The organism is Plantibacter sp. Leaf314 (assembly GCF_001423185.1).
GTDB lineage: Bacteria > Actinomycetota > Actinomycetes > Actinomycetales > Microbacteriaceae > Plantibacter.
This window is the reverse complement of sequence record NZ_LMOB01000003.1, coordinates 35815-56417: the sequence shown is the minus strand read 5'-3', so window position 1 is coordinate 56417 and position 20603 is coordinate 35815. Positions and strand designations below refer to the sequence as shown.

At 61.6% G+C, this 20603-nt stretch carries 18 protein-coding genes; 8 read left to right on the top strand and 10 right to left on the bottom strand.

The features are described 5' to 3' along the window. Positions 1-770: 770 nt before the first annotated feature. The 4 genes from ASF68_RS18565 to ASF68_RS18880 form a co-directional block, all read right to left on the bottom strand. Positions 771-1937, bottom strand: coding sequence for a DNA cytosine methyltransferase (locus ASF68_RS18565; RefSeq protein WP_082498760.1), 1167 nt, complete (start codon positions 1935-1937; stop codon positions 771-773). A gap of 84 nt (positions 1938-2021) precedes the next feature. Beyond that, positions 2022-2570, bottom strand: a complete 549-nt coding sequence (locus ASF68_RS19435; protein ID WP_369796538.1) for a DUF3883 domain-containing protein — start codon at positions 2568-2570, stop codon at positions 2022-2024. Positions 2571-2978: 408 nt separating this feature from the next. Beyond that, the gene (locus ASF68_RS18555) at positions 2979-4439 is read right to left on the bottom strand and encodes a DEAD/DEAH box helicase (RefSeq protein ID WP_235526876.1); all 1461 of its coding nucleotides are present in this window, start codon (positions 4437-4439) and stop codon (positions 2979-2981) included. 416 nt (positions 4440-4855) lie between these two features. Continuing rightward, complete coding sequence (locus ASF68_RS18880) at positions 4856-6178, bottom strand: hypothetical protein (protein ID WP_157580558.1); 1323 nt, start codon at positions 6176-6178, stop codon at positions 4856-4858. A gap of 1481 nt (positions 6179-7659) precedes the next feature. Between ASF68_RS18880 and ASF68_RS19265 the strand changes: the two genes are divergently transcribed. The 4 genes from ASF68_RS19265 to ASF68_RS16330 all read left to right on the top strand — a co-directional run bounded on the left by ASF68_RS19265 (position 7660) and on the right by ASF68_RS16330 (position 10595). Next, a complete protein-coding gene (locus ASF68_RS19265; protein WP_056013674.1) occupies positions 7660-7878 on the top strand; it encodes a hypothetical protein in 219 nt (72 codons plus the stop codon). Beyond that, positions 7851-8423 (top strand): MmpS family transport accessory protein, encoded by a 573-nt coding sequence (locus tag ASF68_RS19260; RefSeq protein WP_369796537.1) that lies wholly within the window; start codon positions 7851-7853, stop codon positions 8421-8423. The genes ASF68_RS19265 and ASF68_RS19260 overlap by 28 nt, the downstream gene beginning before the upstream one ends. A 178-nt stretch (positions 8424-8601) precedes the next feature. Beyond that, entirely contained in the window at positions 8602-9627 is a 1026-nt protein-coding gene (locus tag ASF68_RS18545; RefSeq protein ID WP_082498756.1) for a nucleoid-associated protein, read from the top strand. A gap of 2 nt (positions 9628-9629) precedes the next feature. Then, positions 9630-10595, top strand: coding sequence for a RelA/SpoT domain-containing protein (locus ASF68_RS16330; protein WP_082498755.1), 966 nt, complete (start codon positions 9630-9632; stop codon positions 10593-10595). Between the two features lie 238 nt (positions 10596-10833). On the opposite strand, the gene ASF68_RS16325 is transcribed toward ASF68_RS16330, so the two are convergent. The 4 genes from ASF68_RS16325 to ASF68_RS16310 form a co-directional block, all read right to left on the bottom strand. Further along, positions 10834-11175, bottom strand: coding sequence for a hypothetical protein (locus ASF68_RS16325; RefSeq protein WP_056013664.1), 342 nt, complete (start codon positions 11173-11175; stop codon positions 10834-10836). Positions 11176-11281: 106 nt separating this feature from the next. Beyond that, positions 11282-11752, bottom strand: a complete 471-nt coding sequence (locus ASF68_RS16320; RefSeq protein ID WP_056013661.1) for a hypothetical protein — start codon at positions 11750-11752, stop codon at positions 11282-11284. A 110-nt stretch (positions 11753-11862) separates the two neighbouring features. After that, positions 11863-12441: a suppressor of fused domain protein gene (locus ASF68_RS16315; RefSeq protein WP_056013658.1), complete on the bottom strand. Its 579-nt coding sequence runs from the start codon at positions 12439-12441 to the stop codon at positions 11863-11865. An 81-nt stretch (positions 12442-12522) separates the two neighbouring features. After that, complete coding sequence (locus ASF68_RS16310; protein WP_056013656.1) at positions 12523-13017, bottom strand: MarR family winged helix-turn-helix transcriptional regulator; 495 nt, start codon at positions 13015-13017, stop codon at positions 12523-12525. A 164-nt stretch (positions 13018-13181) separates the two neighbouring features. Between ASF68_RS16310 and ASF68_RS16305 the strand changes: the two genes are divergently transcribed. From ASF68_RS16305 to ASF68_RS16290, 4 genes are all read left to right on the top strand, one after another. Further along, positions 13182-13988 carry an MBL fold metallo-hydrolase gene (locus ASF68_RS16305; RefSeq protein ID WP_056013652.1) on the top strand — a complete coding sequence of 269 codons (807 nt, stop codon included), beginning with the start codon at positions 13182-13184 and terminating at the stop codon, positions 13986-13988. Then, positions 13979-14401, top strand: coding sequence for a nuclear transport factor 2 family protein (locus ASF68_RS16300; RefSeq protein WP_056013650.1), 423 nt, complete (start codon positions 13979-13981; stop codon positions 14399-14401). Before ASF68_RS16305 ends, ASF68_RS16300 begins: the two co-directional genes overlap by 10 nt. Positions 14402-14544: 143 nt before the next feature. After that, on the top strand, positions 14545-15204 hold the full coding sequence (locus ASF68_RS16295) for an MmpS family transport accessory protein (protein ID WP_162239369.1): 660 nt from the start codon (positions 14545-14547) through the stop codon (positions 15202-15204). 849 nt (positions 15205-16053) lie between these two features. Next, positions 16054-18720, top strand: a complete 2667-nt coding sequence (locus tag ASF68_RS16290) for a helicase C-terminal domain-containing protein (protein ID WP_056013644.1) — start codon at positions 16054-16056, stop codon at positions 18718-18720. A gap of 389 nt (positions 18721-19109) precedes the next feature. Here the strand turns inward: ASF68_RS16290 and ASF68_RS16285 are convergent, their stop codons facing one another. Beyond that, positions 19110-19514 (bottom strand): hypothetical protein, encoded by a 405-nt coding sequence (locus ASF68_RS16285; RefSeq protein ID WP_056013641.1) that lies wholly within the window; start codon positions 19512-19514, stop codon positions 19110-19112. A gap of 149 nt (positions 19515-19663) precedes the next feature. Further along, positions 19664-20488: a class I SAM-dependent methyltransferase gene (locus ASF68_RS16280; protein ID WP_235526855.1), complete on the bottom strand. Its 825-nt coding sequence runs from the start codon at positions 20486-20488 to the stop codon at positions 19664-19666. Positions 20489-20603: the final 115 nt, after the last annotated feature.

Sequence of the window (20603 nt, the reverse complement as noted above, 5' to 3'; positions counted from 1 at the left end):
GGAGACAAGGTGGCGTCGGCCATTTCGGCAAAGGACTCAGCACCGGCCCTCCGACAAAACTACGGCCTTCACAAGAGCCTAGGTTCAGTTCGCCCACACCGACCCTAACGAAGGGTCGTGACAGCGAGCTGTCGACTTCAGAGTTCTTCACAGCAGCCCGACCGGGGAGGAAGCGGACTAGACGCAGATTCGTCCAGGGCAGCATTTGCACTTTACGACCCAGGCGGCCACGCAGCAGCTAACGTTCCGGATTGAGCGTGACATCCGGTTGAAGGTGCCAGGCACGCCACTGGCAGGGATGGCGGGGGACGCGAATGCTGATTGACCGCGCCGACCAGACGGTGTGTCATTAGGTGGAGACCCCGGAGCAAGAGTGCGGTGGCTGCATTCGCGAGCGCAGGGCAAGCTTTGTTGCCAGGGCTGGTCCGGCCCGCGTCGTCGCCTCCTCGCGCGAAACCTCAACATGCTCGCGCAGCCGCAGGCATTAACGCACATCGCAATGCCGGAGGGGCGGAACGACTGCGGGGGCACTGATCCGCTGCACAGGCACGCCCGGCAGCGCGGTGCCTGGCTGCCGCCTAGTTGATGATTGCGCTCGAATGGCCTGGCGGCGAGTAATGATAGATTCTGAGACACCGATCTGCAACTGACGGAACCGCCGAATCTCAACAGGGCGACCTGCAATCGACCGGGCCGATCGTGAATCTATCTCGTAGTCCCCGGTGGTAAACCGATAGGCCTACACCGTCGGACGGCGGACATGCGAACAGCTATCGATGTGCAAAATCCACGCTGGGACGCATAGAGTCGCTCCCACCGCTGAGCGCCTTCACTAGGTAGTTTTTAGCCAGCCAGCGGACCGCCGGGACGGCCACGGCATCACCGAACCCAAACAAGGCTTGGTTAGTACGTACGCCGTCGAGCCGGTAATCATCAGCCCCCATCAATCGCGCATACTCTCTTGGTGTCATCCAACGAACCTGCATCTGGCCATCACCCAGCCGGACGACCGCTTGCTTCGACGAACCGCCGCGCGCCGTTCTGAGGCATCCAGATATATCGTCAGGCCGGACTTCCCACATTGCAACACCGTTCCTGGTTCGTCTATAGGCGGTGCGGAACCGGCTTCCAGCCATCTTCTGCATTTCCGTAATGCGCGCGAGCTGCATCGCGGAGAGCGAACCGATGAAGCGCGCGGTGCGCTCGCTATCCCACCATCGCGCATCATCACGGGGCATAGCTTCGGTCAGCTCACCGAAACCATTGAGTTTCGCCGCGGGCGCAGCGGGCAAGGCCGCTCGATGAGTGCGGAGGTTTGCATCACCAAACACCCACTGAAGCCAGTCTGGCCGCAGGTCCGAAACGCTGTCGACATCGTCAGAAGGGTCTGTCACTGCGACAAGAAAAAGTCGAGGTCTTGACTGTGCGACGAATCGCCTGGCATCGATAACTAGAACGTCGACGGAATACCCGAGTTCGTTGAATGCCGAGATTGCAGCCACCAAGTCGTCCCCGCCGTGCGACGTCGCCAGACCGACGACGTTCTCGAGCACTGCAACCGCAGGCAACGCCCCCTTCGTCTTGAGCTCGCGCAGGAGGCGTATGTACTCCCAAAAAGTGCCGGACTCCTTACCGGCTAGCCCCGCTCGTCCCCCTGCAAGCGAGAGATCGGTGCACGGAGAAGAAGCCCAGGCCAAACTTGCGTCCGACGGCAGTTCGTCCGCCGTTACGCCCGCGATGTCACCAAGGCGAAACGTATGACTCGAGTCGCCCATACCAAAGTGGGCCTCGTACATCGATCGCTTGCTCAACTCATAGTCGTTCGACCAAGCTACCCGAAACCCTGCCGACTCGAGACCCAGCCGCGCAAGCCCGATCCCGGCGAAGAATTCCAGAACCTTGGGTCTCGCCGCATCGATCGACGTCACGTTATCCACAGGGATACACTATGCGACAGTGCCGACATCGAGCGATCTCGTGGCGTGAACCACCGATTCCGGCTTGCGCCTGCGCTTCCGCCTTCAAGCCCGTCTGCCCACGCGAAGCAAGCGCAGGTCGGCCGCCTCGGCCCCTAGCTCGTACAGACTTGGGAGGCTCAGACCAGCAGTCCCGCCCATGGCACTCGACGTCCATCGACTTGCGGGCAAGGTCATCTGTGCGCTCTGCTCCCAGCGGAATGTCGGAGACTCAGCGGGAGCAAGAGCTATCACATCCGGTGCCGCGGCCTGCCGGACCCCGATTACGTGCGCCTCTGTCAGAGCCGGGGCAGTCACGGCGGCACCAGCGAACTGAACCTGCACGATCTTCCAACTGTCTCTGAACAGTTTGCACGTCTCGAATTCATTTCTGCTTATGTGGAAACGACCGGCTGCCTCCGTGAAGCAGCCCTTTACCTCCCACTGTTGGGTCTCAGGAAAACTCGACTCTATGTCGTATCCGTAATGGTCAGAAACTTCTGACACATGAGTAGGCTGACTATGTCCTGCTCTCAACATATGGAGCACAACTAACTCTGCGGCACGTCCTAATCCCAAGCGAAGGAGTTCTATGCGTTCACTGCTCCCGGCCATGGCACCAACAAGCAGTCGATCAAGGTCCGGACGCAGCCACTCAAGAGACTGCAGATCCGCCGTCGGGACGAGCGCCTCGCGGAAACGCCCTCCGACAGTCGCCGATGGGAGCCAGTCTGGCGGAGAAATCTGGAGCATTAGACTTGCAATTGCGATCAAACAAGACCGAGTTGCCGCGAAGGAGACTGCTCGCAAAGCGGAGCTCGGCTTGACTTCTTCCTGGGACCCGACCAAGCCAGCTGTACGCAGTAAACGAGCGGTGGGCTCGTGATCAATCGCGGAAGCAAGAAACGAGCTCCGCTTTTGCGCCTGGCCAACCCAATCTGCATCATTGGCAGCCCTACCGTGAGTCGCAACATTAGCAAGAAGAAAGACACTCATCACCGAACCGTGAGTGGGAAGCATATTCTACCGGCCAACTAGGTGGTAAGCCACCGCCGACATGTCGTCCGATTCCACTGCTGGGACATCATGATATTGGTCACTTTCGGGCAATGCGACGCGAACAAGTCCGGGGTCATTCATCAGTTGCGATAGAACGGCTACCTTTTCGCGCAATCGCTCGTCGACAAAGTCATCGATCGATTCCTCGCTAACAAGAAGCGTGAACCGCGTGACCGTCTCGGGCTCTAGACCGAGCCGATGAATGCGATCTTGGCTTTGAAGGAAGTGACCTGCATTGAAAGTACGGTCCAAATAGATTGCTTCGTGGCACCAATGATGAAGGCTGATTCCTTCTCCCGCGGCCGCCGGGTTCGCTAGCAGAACCGTGCAATCCGGGGAGTAGCGAAAGCGATTCAGTTCGCTCTCTCGGCTGGTTTGCCCCGCGGCGACGGCATCCTCGGCGGGCACGCCGCCATGAACAATCGCGGGGTTATACGCGCTGAGTTCTTCAGCAAGTACCCGAATGTTGCGCACGAATGTAGTCCAGACCAGAATTTTTCGACCTGACCGAGCCGCCGCCGCTACAGCCTCACGTACGTACTCGTACTTCCAGGGGGTTTCGAACTGCGCGTAATTCTCTAAGAGTCGACTCAGTGGTTCCGAACCGTCCAGCTCAATCGGCGGATGGACAAACCCCGTCTCGTCGGCCACATCGGAACCCGCCGTGAGAAGAGCAGGATTCACTGCCGCCTCCAATAAGTACATTACTACTCGACCCAACCGGTCGAAATTGCGGCGAGAATCTTTGGGTAGCTCGAACTCACCCCGATACCGACCCTTGAGCGCATCATAGATCGCGGCCTGTATCGCACCCATCGGACGTCGAACGACGTTCCACTCCGGCTCGGGTATCTCCAGATCAGCCTTGCGGGTTCGCACAAAGTATTTGCCTATCGCCTGCCCTGCCGCCTGAACTACCTCCGCCTCCCGGCTGGCCGACTCATCGTAGGTACTAGGTGGCAGAATCGAGCGATCTTGGCCAGGATATAGGAACCGCATCAATGCAACTAGGTCGAAAGCCCCCTGCGGAGTTGGCGTGCCGGTCAAGATGTCACGTCTCCGGGCAACATAGGCGAGATCCAGAACAGCTCTACCATGAACGCCTGCTTCTCCACGCTTCATTCTGTGCGCCTCATCGAGAATCAAATGTGTCGGCCCAGATGCTACGAACGATCTGATGCGTTCATAGTCGCTGGCAACACGATTGTAATTAGTCAAGAGAATGTCAGTTCTTTGCGAGATAGCCGAATTGCTGCCGAGATGAACAGAGATCATTGGACTTGAATCGAAGCAGGCCGCAGCGTCTGTCTTCCACGCCTCAAACGCAGCGATCGGTCCTACGACCAGTAGTCGAGACACCTCACCACGAGCCCGCTGCAACGCAAAGTTCGCCAAAGCGACGGTCGTCTTCCCGGCTCCAGGCACAGAGAAATCAGCGCCGTGAGGCAGCTGGGATATTCGGGCAAGATTCAACAATTGGAAGGGCTTTAGAGTCCGCACAAATCCCGCATCTAGGAGCTCGCTTTCGATGGACTCCAATGATCCGCTTACGCTGCTCGCCACAGCTCGTTCTCGGGTAACTCGATCTTGCGCGAGCGTCGTGAGCTGCGACGTGATCTTCGGCCCGAAGGAGAGGTCCTCCCCATAAAATGACCTCGCCTCGCGCACGCTCGACAGCTCGGACAGGAACACCTCTTCTCGGACTTCGAGGACAGAGGCATCGCCGCCTACTACGCCGCGCCCAAGTACGGCGCCTAAATGTGCCCAAGCACCGGCGTTATAGGTTCCCTCTCGGCACAACCTCACAGTAGGTCGAGAGTGTGAGCCAAGCTCTATTCTGATCACGATTGTGTTTCCGCGAAATTCCCTAAGAGAGCCTGCAGCCTTGTGATCCGTGAAGCGAGCCCGGTTTCGTCGAAGTCGTCGAAGGCTCGAGCTCTTGCCAAGCCCTCCGTTGCACGCTCAACCTCAACTATCGCCTTATCCAGACGGGCCAGCGGAGCGACCTGCGCACTCTGGTCACGTTGATCCTCCTCGGCCTCGTCGGCCGCCGCAACTACGGCGCTTGCCAGGCTCTCGAGGACTGCAGCCATCTCGACAACCGTCCCGCCTTCGAGTTCCACGGCTTCGTCAACTCGCCTAGTTGCAACTAAACCCAGGAGCGCTGTTAGCGGACCCGCTGCCGGGGCCTCCCCAAGGATCGCATCAAGCACGTCCTGCGCTTCGCCCCCGATTCGATCTGTTTCTTCGGCTAGGGCAAGGAGCTTGCTGAGGGAGGGATCACTCTCTATTTCAGCCTTCACCAACTCCGCCGCGTCTGGACGACGAAGGTGACGGAGTTTTCGATACTTAACATTTGCCAGGGTTCCTAGAAAATAGACAGACCGCACCGACTCCGCTTCGATTGGCTGCTTGTTTCGAACGTGTTTCGCTAGTTCGTCAAAGGCCGACTCGTTGTCATTGAAATCAATGTAGTTTCGACTACCTGAAGACATACTGACCAATTGATGCACCTGCTGAAGTTTCTCGTGGAGGGAACGAACTGCCGACACATCCTTGTGCATTCTCGTCGCGACACGCGAGTAGTCACGACTCTCGCGTTCGTACAGCTCCTCAACCAGAAGCGCCTCATTGATCCACCCATACTCTTGCTTGAAATCCCGGGCAATCTGCAGCTCGGTTTCGAGATCCACAAGCTCGGCAACTGTAGCGTCGGCAGGCAGAACGAGACAACGGATGTATCGCGCGTCCGGGCGATCCTCGTCGATGTACAAACTGCGAAGCGCCGCAGCACGACGATTGCCGTTGATCAGCACGCCGTCCGCCGTCACAATCGCGGGCTCTTGCTGCTCCCTATTCGCGAGGTCGGACCTAAGTTCTGCGAATCCCTCCTGGGTTCGCAGGATCTCGTACTGTGCCTCTTGTGCAGCGAAACCGAAGGGGTCGGCGCTGAAGAGCGTGGTATCGCCCTGTAGCGCGACAACGGCTCGTTGCTCTGCGCGCGTTCGGTGATTCAGGGTGGAGAATTTTACCCAGTCCACCTCTAACTCAACGAGGTTCAGCTGCTTCGACGTACGCGGCCATGCTGGAAGCGGCGCAGTGGCTAGGACCTGGCGGGCAGCGAGGAAGTTCACACGCTCTTGGTCGAGCAGCGGATTGGTCATGATCAGCTCCTGTAAGTCGAGGAGCGGCCTGCTCCGAATCGGATAGTAACGGAAGTGCGCAAGTCTGCGTTGTTACGCCGTTGAAAACCGACGTAGCCCTCGAAGAAGGGCTGTTCCACATCATCGATGCCGAATGCGCGCATCAATATCGCGGGAAACACGGCTTTCCTCTCGCCGGTCCAATTCAACGTGGACGAAGCCTCGTCGCTTTCGGGAACCAGGTACACACAGGGAGGTGGAACGGACCGACCAGCTATCTCGATGGCCTTCGACTGCTTCGGGCACGGGCGATTCACTGAGCCGCACAGTTCATTGTGGAAGATCACCCCAGTCAGACGCCACGCCGGATCCGATTCAAATCGCTGGCGCAGCCGATTGATGCCTTTCACTACATGCTCCCCTGGATGCGACTTCATGCTCGAACACATCCACCACAGATACACCTCCTGTGCCCATTCTGGAGCTGTCCATCTGCTACTGCTGTGGGCACCATCGGGGCAGCCCTTCTGGATGATCGCGATGGGTCCCGTCCCGGGCACCTCCAAGCGATACACCGTGTCGGCACCGTATGACGGACTCGTCAAGCTCGAGGCGAGGCCGGTCTCGACGAGGTGCGAGAGCACGCTCGCGAGAAAGTGGCGTCGATTTGAAGTACTGGCGCTCATGCTGCCTCGCGCTGTCTCGATTGCCGCAGGCAAGACCGACGCGAACTCGCTGGGAGAAAGGCCGTATGAGGCAAGAACCTCGGGATGTCCATAGAGACCCTGTATAGCCTTCACCGCTCGTTCGACATGCGCGGCAGATGGCGCGCCTACGTGGCGGCACGGAGCAGCCGCCGTTGCCTCAGACAACGAACGATCCGATTGGCTTGGTCAATGTGTCAGTCACAGAATCCCCCTCCGACCTGTACCAGCTGTGATCACACTACCGACATGGCACCGTCACAGCGACTCACCTGTCAGACTCTGTGGCTCGCCAACGCTGTCCTTGTTTGCGCATTGAACCAAACACGTTCGGCTCAAGTCTTGCTCGCACAATGAGGCGGATCGCTGCACGAGTTGCGCTCTCGGAGCGAGTCGGACTCGATGCACGGGCCAGTGCCGATACCGGCGCGGCGCGGCGTCCGCAACGATCGGTAGGAGTCGACTCTGTCCTTACCTCTAGGTCATCGTCGTCACGCACAGCGCGCATGGATTGGTCCGCTCCCCAGCCGTTGCTGGTGGACAACGGACCTACTTCCGCAACCCTCGGTCGCAGCCCCGACTACTGCTCCGTCCTACGTGAGCTCTACCCCGACTGGACCGAGCGCGAGTTTGGCATCGAGCTTCATCGGACTTAGAGCGACGGCGCGGAGAGTAACGGACAGCCGCGCACAGTTTGCGAATCCGACGAGTCCATCGCATCAGGGGCCCGTCCACCCCTGCCCCTCGGAGCCCGCCCTCGGTGCGGTGGAACCAACGCAGCAGAGAGGCACCACGAGCATGTCCACTTCGAACCAGCCGCCCGCCCAGCACCAGCCCTACCCGCTGCCCGTGCCAGGCCCGGCTCCCGTCAAAACCGGCAAGCGCGGCAACGGACTTGGCATCGCCGCCCTCATCGTCGGAGGGTTCGCGCTCATCGGGGCCTTCATCCCGATCCTGAACTACATCGCCGGGTTCGTGGGACTCGCACGATCGTCTCGGCCATCGCGATCGTCCTGAGCATCATCCTCGCGATCACCTACACGGCCGGGTTCGCCGGACTCGTCAGCGACGCCGTGAAGACCGCGAAAGCAGAGTCCTCCGCGGCCGCCAACAAGGAGATCTCCGTCATCTACGAGGTCAACGGCACCGCCACCGACGCCTCGATCACCTACTCCACCTATTCGGCAGGCAGCAGCAGTACGGAACAGGCCAGCGGCAAGTCACTGCCGTTCATCCAGGAGCTCACCGTCCAGGCAGGAAGCGAGTACGACTACGCCTCATACTCCCTCCAGGCGCAGAACGGAGCCGAGGACACCGGCTCGGTCAGCTGCAAGATCACCGTCGACGGCGACGTGGTCGCGGAGCAGACGGCGACGGGAGCGTATGCGATGGGTCATGCTCCGCGTCGGGTGCCGACGGGGTGTCGGAGAACAAGTAGAAGATTACTTCCGTCCTCACTAGAGCGAGCATGCTTCGACGGCCGCCATCGGGAGGCGCTCGACTTGACCAGTTGGCGCATTCGAACCGCCACCCGGAGCCTCGCGAGCGCAGAGGCAGGTTAACTAACCGGGACACCCACCCACCTGACTGTATTCGACGGAGCCCACCGCTCAGGACCGGTGAAGCTCGAGGCTGCTATCACGGTAAATCCACTGCAACACAACTCGAATCTAGGGCCAGACTGTACGTCGCTGCTATGTTGAAGAATCCATCGTAGAACTGTAGACGAAGAGGTTTGCAATGCCCATTCGAATCCGCCGGGCCATCATCCACGAGATTCCAAAGGGAAGGTACTCAGCTGACGACAGCTCCCGAGTGTCTCTCTCCTACTCGGAGACGGCCCTTCAGGTCGAGACTCGTCGATTCATCGAAGAAAACATGCTCGATTTTTCGCTGCGCCATCCCAGACTGATCATCGAAGATGATGTTCTCGGCGGATCACTCCCTGACCACATTCGCGAAATTCTCGGAGACCACGATACTTTGGTCCCTGCATCACAGTCTCTGGCTGAGCTACTCCATCAGAGCCAAACTGGGAATAGTCCATCCGGCATCCTGATTGTCGCTATCGTCGAGGACGGATCGACTGTTTCGGTCGCCATCTTGAAAGCTGAACACCAGGAGGGGATGCGACTTAAGAGGGATGAATCAGGGGAGGCGGATCACTTTGACCTCGAGCACCTAAATGAATTGATTGTTGGGAATAGCTCACGCGTCTACAAGATCGCTATATTGAATGATGATTCCGGCTCCATAGATGGGCAGATGGTCGACCAACAGAATGGCGTCGCATTCGCCGACTTCTTCCTGACAAGCTTTTTGGGTTGCAAACTCGCCGATGATGCAGAGGTTCGAACCAAACAGTTCATGGACTCTGCCCTTTCGTTTGTGAACGAACGCGTATCAAGTCCTGAATTGAAGGCTCGCTACGCAGGTGCCATCGTTTCCTATATGCAGACACCGGCAGACAGTTTTCAAGCCGTCGAATTTGCTGATCAGTTCCTCGAAATCGATGATCGAGATGATTTCCTCGCCGCTCTACCTGATGCGGTCTCCAGCGCAGTTATTCCCAAAGACCTGTCGTTGGTTGTCGGACACGGATCTGGCCTCAGGTTTGTAGGTCCGGGTGTTGTTATCACGGCCAGCAGCGAAGCTCTCGAGAGTGGCGCGATTCAGGTGGAGACCGATGTGAGTACGGGCGTCACAACGATTATCGTGCGTGGCGATGTGCGTAAAGTCAGCTTCGGATCAGCGCCGAAAAGCTAGACATGACCAATCCGATATCCGACCGCTACTTCACTGAACGCCCATATCTAGATGCCGCCCTAGTCAGATGGACAGAGTTAATCGAGAAGCTTGCAAGGAGTGTAGACAAAGGCGCGGTGGTGTCTGGTCGCGTTAAGACCCACCGCAGCGTGCTTGGTAAGGTATTCAAGAACCCCAGTTCGCCACGAACATGGGACAGCCTGGGCGATCTTGTGGCACTAAAGGCAATTTTCCCCACGAAGCGCGGTGTGCACGAATTCACTGAGTTGCTCGAAAGCCAGACTGTCTGGGACCCAAAAGTCGACCGGCGCGTCTCTCGACCCGACGAACTGAAGTATGAGTCCAACCAGTTCGACTTGCGGGACGCGTCCATCACAGACAGTGGCAGTTCACCAGTTAAGGTCGAGGTGCAAGTCCGCACTGCGGCCTCTGACGCTTGGTACATCGTGGATCACCGCGTTCGATACAAAGGTCCCATCGAGCTGACGTCAGAGCTCGAGCGTAGGATGTTGCGTCTCATCGTTCTTGCTGAGCTGTTCGATTCGGAGGTGGATCTCATGCTCGACGCCCTTGCAGTCAAACCAGAGTTTGAGGACACCCGCGTCTACGAGGATCTGACATCGGTTCTCGACGGTCTAATTGATGGGCGTTCCCGCGCCACTCGGCCAAGTGGCCTGCTCGAGACGCTTATGACCTCTTACAAGATCGACGAGAGACCGCGTGTCGTCGAGATCATTCGAACTTTTGCTGCGGAGAACGAGCAACGCATCGCCGATACCATCGGCCGCCATGCGTACGGCTCCGAGGACTTCGTCGAGTCGCGAGATTGGCTGTACCTCGAACCGGAAGCGTTGATCGTGGCGGAGCGCGCCTCGGCTAGACCCTCGAAATTGAGTGCCATGACTCGGGGATCGGACTTTGAGGCTCTGATCGATTCAATGGTCAACCAGTTTGCCTCGACCAGTTGACCTCAGTGACGTTTCTTCGCACCAACCCCAACAGGCTTTGCAATGCCTCGAGGCGGTACGCGCGTTCGGTTGCGGAGACGGAGGGCACGGGGGCCGGGTCGTTCGCGAAGAGAGTCCTGCGGACGGTGTCGACGGACTCGATGCCCTCCACGAGCCCACCGCGTCACAACTCGTGACGAAGTCGACAGCACCGGCCTCAGGGCGGCAGGAACGTCACAACTGACCGGGCGACTCGCAGTCAGTACCGCCACTCCCAAGCGGGATTCGTCGACAGGTCGAAACCCAGGACCATGATGGCGACGACTCCGGCTCCGAGCGCAGCGAGCAGCGCTCCTCTCGCGACCGATCGCGGACGCGCGGCGCAGATACCGGCGTCGACAGCGACGACCGCGAGGAGAAGCACCGTGGTGAGCAAGCCCGGCAGGTCGAGTTCCAGGAATTGGCAGCTCATCGGATACGACTCGCGGCAGCCGCCGTCGAAGTTCGTGACGATCAGCAGGATGAGCGCGATGTAGAGGGCGGTCAGGCCGAGGACTGCCCAGAGGACGGGTTGTCGAACGACGCGTGTCACCGTGCCCATGTCTGCCCTTCGACAAGCTCAGGGACCGGGGATGTGGAGGTCACGGACACCCCTCCGAAACGCTCACGGATCGAAGGAGACACGGGCCCAGCGACCGACGCCGCACTCACATCGAGAGGCGGCGCACGAGCTCCTCGTCGGGCTCGACCTCGACGGCTTCGAACGCGACGTCGGCGTCGAGCTGCACGAGCACCGAGCTGTCGGGGAACTGCTTCGGCGCGTCGAACGACAGCAGTACAGCGTCGATGAAGACGATCACGGAGCGCAGCACGAGGTCTTCGCGAAGCTCGGCGGTCTCGACGACCTCGTCCAGCTCGTCGGACTCCTCGATCTCCGACACCACGCGGTCGAGCAGCACCTTCCACTCCGCCGTCGGCGTTGAGAGGACCCGCTGCGCCAAGTCGGCGAGCGCCGCCGGCTCCGGCTCGACTTCCTGCTCTTCGGGCTCGGGGTCGACGTTGAGCATGACCTCGGCGTCGCGGGCGAGCCCGTAGACGAACGTGTCCTCCACCTCGGGCGAGGCGACGAGGCCCCGACGCGTGAGTTCTTCGGCCAGGGCAGTCAGCGATGCAGTCATCAGACCTAGGTCCAAGGCGCCAGGCGACGCAAACGTGCCGACCATATGTCGGCCGCGGCACCGGCTCCCGAGAAGGGCGAGATTATACGCGGGGCCTCGAGCCTCAAGCCTCAAGCCTCAGTCAGAGTTCCGAACGGCTCCACCCGCTCCACGTCCAACAACGCATCCACCGACCCCACCTCGGCAACGAGCGCATCCCACCCACGCTGCCCCGCAACCGCGGCCTCACCGTCCGTGAGTAGCCTCAGCGTCCGCACGTGTCCGACCACCTGGCCGGCCTCGTTCCGGATCTCGTCGAACGACGCTCCCCAGCGCGACGGCGTCACCAGGAGCGCAGAGATCGCCGTCTCGTTGAGGAACGGCGTCCCGTTGCGCCACGGCGTGAGCACCGGCGGCACCCGTCGGTTGGTCGCGATCTCGTTGATCACGATCCGCAGCGCGACCATCGCGGCACCCTGCTGACCGTCGACGACCTCCACCGCGAGCTCGATCCGCTCACCGGAGTCGGTCTCGAGCCGGGACACCCCGGACGTCAGGATCGTCACCGGCCCGTCCTCAGGCCGCTTCTCGATCACCATCACCGACCCGCCGATGCGGTCCTTGAACACCACCGGGTCCAAGCCGAGGGCATCGAAGATGTGGAGCGGGAAGGCGTTTTCGCCCGGGACGAGAGGGACATCGCTACTCATGCGGCGAGCCTAACTAAGCAGGTGATCGACGAGCCAGAGGGCAGGCACCGAACCCGCAGATCGAACAGGAGCCGAGCCGCCCTACGGCATCACCGGAAGTGCCCCAGAGGCGTGCTTGCTCAACAGCTTCACCGACTCCTCGAAGACCGCCCGGTTCTCGGCCGGCAAGACGGACAACAGCAGCCGCTCGATGTTCCGCGCATGCAGACCAGCAGCCTCGACGACCGCCCGCTCGCCCTCCGCCGTCAACTCGATGAGCTGCACCCGGCCATCGTCGGCAGAGGCCCGGCGACTCACCAGCCCCTGCTCGACGGCACGATGCACAAGCCGCGTCGCCCCACCGGACGTGACGACCTTCGCCTGCGCGATGTCCCGCACCGACAGCCCGCCGGCACCGGCACGGCCGACGATCAGCAACAGCTCGAAAAGCGAATGGCTGAGGCCGGTCTGCTCCTCGAGCTCCTTGCCCAGCAGGTACTCGAGGCCGTTCGCCGCGCCCAGCAGACGACCGAACACCAGGATGCGCGCATCACTCGCAGCATCCTTCGCCGAAGTGAACTCGTTCTCAGTCGTCACGTCTCCACAGTAGACGCCGGGGACAGGCCACCGACGGGCCGCGAGATCTCCGTCCGAGGATCGGGAATAGCTGACGAGTCAGCTTTTGTTGTACCGTCATGTACGCCGCACCGCGGCATCGACTCGGGCGCACCGAGCCTCGTCCAACCGAAGGATCCACCACCATGACGCTCAACTTCGACGTCTTCGACCTCGACTTCCCCGCAGGTTCGAAGAATAAGTCCGCCGTCCTCGTGACCGGCGAAACCGAAGCCCTCCTCGTCGACGCCGGCTTCACCCGCGCCGACGGCCACCGCCTCGTCGCATCCATCCTCGACTCCGGCAAGACGCTCACCACGGTGTTCGTCAGCCACGCCGACCCCGACTTCTCCTTCGGCCTCGAGGTCGTCGCGGATGCCTTCCCCGACGCAGCGCTCGTCGCCACCCCCATCGTCATCGAGCACATCAACGCGTCGTTCGACGGCAAGCTGACCGCCTGGGCCTCCCTCGGCGCGAACCTGCCCACCCGACTCGTCCCCCTCACCCCGCTCAGCGGCGACGCACTCATCGTCGACGGCCAGCGCCTCGAGCTCAGGGGCGCCTCAGCCGCCCTCCCGGACCGCCAGTACCTCTGGAACGCCGAGCACCGCGCCATCCTCGGCGGCGTCCTCCTCTTCCAGCAGGAGCACGTGTGGACCGCAGACACGGCGACGCCGGAACTCCGCGCCGCCTGGATCGACCTCCTCGACGAGATGCAGGCCCTCGACCCGCAGCTCGTGATCGCCGGCCACCGCCTCCCCGACACGGCGAACGACGCGACCGCCATCGACTACACGCGCTCGTACCTGCAGGCGTTCGAGACGATCGTTGCGGCGTCCGCCGATGGCGCTGCCGCGACGCAGGCGCTCGTCGAGCAGTACCCGTCCTCGGGCATGCTCATCGCCGCTCAGATCGGCCCGAAGGTCGCGAAGGGTGAGATGACATGGGGCTGAACGACACCACCAAGACCGAGCCGTCCTCGGCACCACGCGACGTCGTGCGGAGGCAATACCTCGCCTCCGCCGCCGGAGACCTCGACGCACTGCGCGCGACCCTCGCGCCAGACGTCGAGTGGACCGAGATGGCCGGCTTCCCGCTCGCCGGCACGTACCGGACGCCGGAGGGCGTCACCAGCAACGTGATGGAACGACTCGGCGCAGACTGGGCCGACTGGACCGCGCACGACGACACCTACGTGGTCGACGGCGAGAACGTCGTGGTGCTCGCCCGATACACGGCGACGCACCGCGGCACGGGCAAGGAGCTGAACGCCCGGGTGGCCCACCACTTCGTCGTCCGCGGCGGGCTCATCGTGCGCTTCGAGCAGTTCGTCGACACGGCACTCGTCGACGACGCGAGCCGGTAGCGACGAGCGCTGGTCAGCCGAGGGGCGGGGCGGACATGCCCCGCCCCTTCGCTGTCGGCATGGACCGCGAACCGAAGACGGCAGTGATCCGCGGCGTCGACCTCGGTACGGTGGAACCCACGCCGCAGAGAGGTCCCACGCGCATGTCGTCTTCGAACCAGCCGCCCGCCCAGAACCAGCCCTACCCGCTCCCCGTGCCAGGCCCGGCTCCCGTCAAAACCGGCAAGCGCGGCAACGGACTTGGCATCGCCGCTCTCATCGTCGGTGGGTTCGCGCTCGTCGGTGCGTTCATCCCGATCCTCAACTACATCGCCGGGTTCGTGGGGCTCGTCGGCCTCGTGCTCGGCAGCACGATCGTCTCGGCCATCGCGATCGTCCTGAGCATCATCCTCGCGATCACCTACACGGCCGGGTTCGCCGGACTCGTCAGCGACGCCGTGAAGACCACGAAAGCAGAGTCCTCCGCGGCCGCCATCAAGGAAGTGTCCGTCGTCTACGAGGTCAACGGCACCGCCACTGACGCCTCCATCGTCTACTCCACCTACACGGCCGGTACCAACGGGACCGAGCAGGCGACGGGCCAGGCTCTTCCCTTCATCAAGGAACTCACCGTCACAGCGGGAAGCGACACCGACTTCACCGCGTTCTCCCTCATCGCGACCAACGGCGCCGAGGACACCGGCTCCGTCAGCTGCAAGATCACCGTCGACGGCGATGTGGTCGCCGAGCAGACCTCGACGGGCGCGTACGCCTCGGTGTCGTGCTCCGCGTCTGGTGTGGATGGGCTGACGGAGAACAAGTAGGTCGTCGGGCAGACGGCAAGCCTGCCCTGGGCCATCAGAACGTGCCGCTCGAGATCGCTACCGTATGTCCATCAATTGCACCAGTGCACGACGGATACCGAGCACGCCGCTCCCGAAGCAGCAGCAGCAGCAGCGATCGTCAAGGCAGAACTGGGCCAGAGCACTACGCAGCTGGCAAGGGCAACAATCGGTTCACCGGCGTCGAACGCGCTGCGCACCATCAGCGAAGGCCTGGGTATCACAGCGCTAGGTGCGGCCGCTTGTGCCGGGATCGCGACCGTCGCCGACCCGAGCGGCCCCAAGCTCCCACTCGGTGGTGTCGTAAACGCAGTTCCGAAGCGGCTTCCAACGTGCGTGACGCCGCTTAGGCGTTCGTACAAGCATCTCAAGCCCGAGAGTCCGGGCGCGCGATCTGGAGCATCCTGGACCACTTCGAATCAGATGTCTCGTGCTCGCGAAGATAGGCGCCGGCCGCGGCGGACGGCATGCCGCTCGGATTCGCTGTGGCCTGACTGGGCATCATCGGTGCGACCACTCTGACAGCCACCCAACGGACTCGACCGCGTCTACGCCCCAAATTCCAATGCGGGACTTCGCACCCTGGTCACACGCGCCGATAGAGACAAGTGACTGTCTGAGGCAGTGGCCTTCCAAACTCCGTACTCGTGCTCACGGGCGCAGTCGCAAAGATACTGCGAATGCTCTGATTCTATCAAATGAATCAAACAATGCCCCCAAACGGATCGAGCCGGGTCACCCATCAACGCCGATCGAGTAGTTCATGCGCGCAGGCTCTCGCCGTGCTCGATATGCTTCGTTCGAGAAGCTGGCGCGAAATCGGGGGTACTCATGCCAATCAATCTGAAGAGCTTAAATATCCGTTCCGGGGAGCCTGTCACGAACCCCAGGGACATCTTCGACGCGCTACCGAACAAGCCGTGGCCGCGGCTCCGTCTCGAACAGGGCGAGGTGCTGAAAGTCTGGCACAGCGAGAAGCGGGCCCAGCGTGACGTTGTGATTAAGCAGAACACCGGCGGCGGCAAGACGGTAGTTGGACTGCTGATCGCACAGTCCAGTCTCAACGAGGGGATCGGCCCTGCGATTTACCTGGCTCCCGATACGTATTTGGCGTCGCAGGTACTCAAGGCGGCGGATGAGTTGGGCATCCCTGCGGTCGACGATTTCTATAACGAGGACTTCCGGGCCAGCAAAGCGATTCTGGTCACCACCCTGCAGAAGCTTGTCAACGGACGAAGCGTCTTCGGTGTCGCGGGAGGAGCCCATGCATCGTTCCCGCTTGGATTGGTTATTCTCGACGATGCTCACTCAGCTCTCGCGATCGCGGAGCAGCAGTTCAGGGTCACCGTTCCGCGAACTGAGGACGCTTATCGCGACCTCCTGGATCTATTCGGGGAATCTCTGAAAGATCAGAGCCCGTCAGCTTGGCACGCAATCGACAACGGTTTCGGCGGGCCTCCGTTGCGAGTGCCCTTTTGGGCATGGTCAGCGCAGCAAGACAGCGTGAGGGAGTTGCTCGATCCGCTCGGCCGTGACCATGAGCAGAAGTGGATCTACTTTTCGTGGCCGCTCGTGTCTCCCCTGTTGGATCTATGCGCCATGACTATCACTAGCCAATCGATCGAAATCTCGCCGCCTTGCTCGCCGATCGAGATGATCCCGTCCTTCAGCAATGCCGCCCGCCGTGTGTACCTGACCGCGACGCTCTCAGACGATGGAGTCTTGGTCACTGATCTCGGCGCAGACCCCGATGACGTGATGACCCCAGTGACACCGGACCGCGCGGCGGATCTTGGCGATCGGCTTATCCTCGCCCCACTGGCACTTAACCCGTCCCTGGGGGAAGACGCCGTTCGCGAGATGGTGAAGGAGTTCTCGAGGGGACAGTGGGCTGCTGACGGGCAAGAGGATGAGCCGAAGCGCATCAACGTGATCGTCCTAGTGCCATCTAATGCGCGCGCGACCGAATGGGCCCCATACGCCGATCACACTTACAGAGTCCGCGATCTCGACGCCGCAATTCATCGCCTCAAATCTGGCGAATGGCTCGGTGTTGTGGTCCTCGTGAATAAGTATGACGGGGTGGACTTGCCTGACGATGCGTGCAGGCTTCTGGTCATCGACGGGGTGCCGTTTCCGTTGAGCCCCGGCGATGCGCGAGCGGCAGCCGCTCTTGCCGGTACAGACACGTTCGCGGCACGTCAAACGCAGCGAATCGAACAGGGCATGGGCAGAGGAATTCGAGACGCTGAGGACTATTCAGCAGTGTTGTTGCTTGGGAGCACTCTGGCGCTCTCTCTGCGCTCACCCGCAGCACGCCAGCACTATTCGCCGGCAACACGCGCTCAGATCGATCTCAGCCTCGAACTCGCGGGTCAAATCCAGGGCGAGGGGCTCTCAGCGGTCCGTGACGCGCTGATCCTGTTCCTGAGCCGCGACTCGGAGTGGCGACGCCTGAGCCGAGCCGCGACGGCGGGAGTCGAGTACGACCGCGCCGGTCGTGTAACCGAGGTTGCGGTCGCTCGTAGAAGAGGATTCGACCTTGCTCGAGCCGGCCGTCCCCACGATGCAGAGCAGATACTTTCCGATGGTCTCCGGGGCCTGAAGCCGTATGAACGGGCGTGGTATCAGGAGGAAGCGGCATCGTACGCGCATCGCTACGATCCCGATCGTGCCCAGACCATTTTGCAGGAAGCGCGGCTGGCGAACATCAACGTGATGATGCCTCTGACGGCAGTCCCGGTTCGGGTCATCCGACCGAGCTCAGCTCAGGCGAATGCCGCAAGTGAGTTTCTCACTGAAAGGTATGCCACCGGCGTAGAGCTCCTCCTCGGCTTCACAACGATACTGAACGCGATCGTCTACGATCGTGATCAGGCAGCTGTCGAGGCAGCAGAGCAGGCTTTCGAAGACTTGGGCTACCACCTCGGATTCGAAGCGGACAGACCTGACAAGCGTTACAACACGGGACCGGATGTTCTCTGGTCGGTCTCCGAAGCGACCCAGATACTCATCGAACTGAAGACCGGCGTACATCGCAGTGATGCCAGGATCATAAAGTCAGAACTAGATCAGGCTTCAGGTCACGTCAATTGGCATCGTCAGAATTATGGTCACGACTGCACTGCGGTCTCCGTCCTAGTTCATCCGTCGCGGTTCTATGATCCGCTGGGTACACCCGCGCCCAACACCGTTGTCCTGGAGCAGGCGGTGATCGACTCAATCAGAGAGCGTGTGCTTGCGTTCGCGCGCGCGATTGCTGTGGGGAGCGACTGGACCAGCGTCGAGGCGGTGAAGCGGCACCTGACGAGCAGCAACCTGATCGGCCGAAATGCGCTCGCGTATCAAGCGCCGGTTCCCGAAGCCAATCCTCTATTCGTACTGAACCCCCACTCTCCTCAGGCGAGAGCGGCAGAGCAAGCTCGCCTCGAGGAACAGATAAGGACCCAGGGAGATGAGCCTGAGACTCCTGAAACAGTTCCTCGCGGTGAGGTATAACGCCGCCAGACGCCGTTGTCGTCGGCTCGGGAGATTTGGTGGCGACCTGGTGCGCGACCGAAATCGCGCGTGCGGTACCAGGTCTCCCCAACGGGCTGATACAGCGGTGACACCCGACTAGCACCACCGCGATCCTTGCTGGTAAGAGAACGAGCATCAGAGCAGCTACCCCCAGTCCCGGGAAGTCGAGCCCGAAGACCCCGTGGTTCATTGGATTAGTTTGCTAACACCCTCCGGCCGAGTACGCGCATGGCAGGAGCGACGCTGCTACGAGAAGAGTGGTCAGGCCGAGTACGACTCGTCGAATGGCTTTCCAAAGTACACGTGTCAGTCCTTTGACAACCTCCAGGACCGGAGGAGACACGGGATCCGCGAGACCGGCGTCCGCCTCACATCGAGAGGCGGCGGACCAGCTCCTCGACGGTGGAGAACTCGATCGTCTCGCCACCCTCTTCGTCGTCATCGTCAGCCTCGACCTCGACGGCCTCGAACGCGAGATCGGCGTCGAGCTGCACGAGCACCGAGCTGTCGGGGAACTGCTTCGGCGCGTCGAACGACAGCAGCACGGCGTCGATGAAGACGATCACGGAGCGCAGCACGAGGTCTTCGCGGAGCTCGGCGGTCTCGACGACCTCGTCCAGCTCGTCGGACTCTTCGATCTCCGACACCACGCGGTCGAGCAGCACCTTCCACTCCGCCGCCGGGATGGACAACACCCGCTGGGCCAAGTCGGCGAGCGCCGCCGGCTCCGGCTCGACCTCCTGCTCCTCGGGCTCGGGGTCGACGTTGAGCACGGGCGAGCCCGTAGACGAACGTGTCCTCCACCTCGGGCGAGGCGACGAGGCCCCGACGCGTGAGTTCTTCGGCCAGGGCAGTCAGCGATGCAGTCATGCGCGCCAGGCTATCGCGACCGGGTGAACGGAGGCAGAACGTCGGTCGGCCGCTACTCCTTGGTGGCGTAGACCCGGAACCGGCGCTGCGTCACGGTGATGGGGGCTGCGGCGTTCAACTCGGAGAGTCGCTGAGCATGCGCTTCCACGGTGAAGTCAGGAGCGTCCCACGGGACGAGGCCGATGTAGGTGACGAGAGCGACAGCATCCTTGAACTGCATCGATCCCTCCCAGTGGTCGACCTGGTCGATCCGCATCCCCACCTCCCGCAGGGCCTCCGCGTGGGCATCGACGGTGACATCGGGGTGGGCGTACTCACTCCCGAACCATTCATGGATCTGGGGCGCGTCGAAGCCGTCAACCTGTTGGGTCAGGAACCTGCCGCCGGGGGCCAAGACGCGGGCGACCTCGGCCGCGTCGTAGGACTCGTGCCGAGACATCACCAGGTCCTGGCTCTGGTCGGCGAGGTCGAGGACGTCGCCGGCATCCGAGTCGTACTGCAGGACCGCTACACGCTGGGGCGCGAGTCGCGCTCGCGCGACCGGGACGTTGGGCTGCCATCCTTCAGTAGCGACGACCAGGGGCGGGCGTGCTGACTCCCGGGAGAGCGACTCCAGGAGCGCGGACAACCGCTCTCCGCCGCCTGTTCCCAGATCCACGGCTCCGATGCGTGAGTCACGCAGCGCGTGCAGGCAGTCGGTTTCGAAGTCCCACCATGGACTGTCAGAGATCAGCGCGTCGTCCAACCGCGAGAAGTCCCATCCGACCATCTGGGCTTCGGCATGTGCCGCGTTGAGGCGTTCGAGGAGGTCGTGATCAGCTCCGTGGAGCCCGCCGCTGAGCTGCGGGGAGTGCTGTTGTCGGTCGCCGATCGTCACGTTCCGAGTCTGACACTGGGCCGGTTGGGTGTCGACCCGACCTCGTTGATGGCGTCGGAAGTGCCGAGTGCCGCGGCGTCCAACCCCGCTGAGTTGCCTGAATGTGTTGCGAATC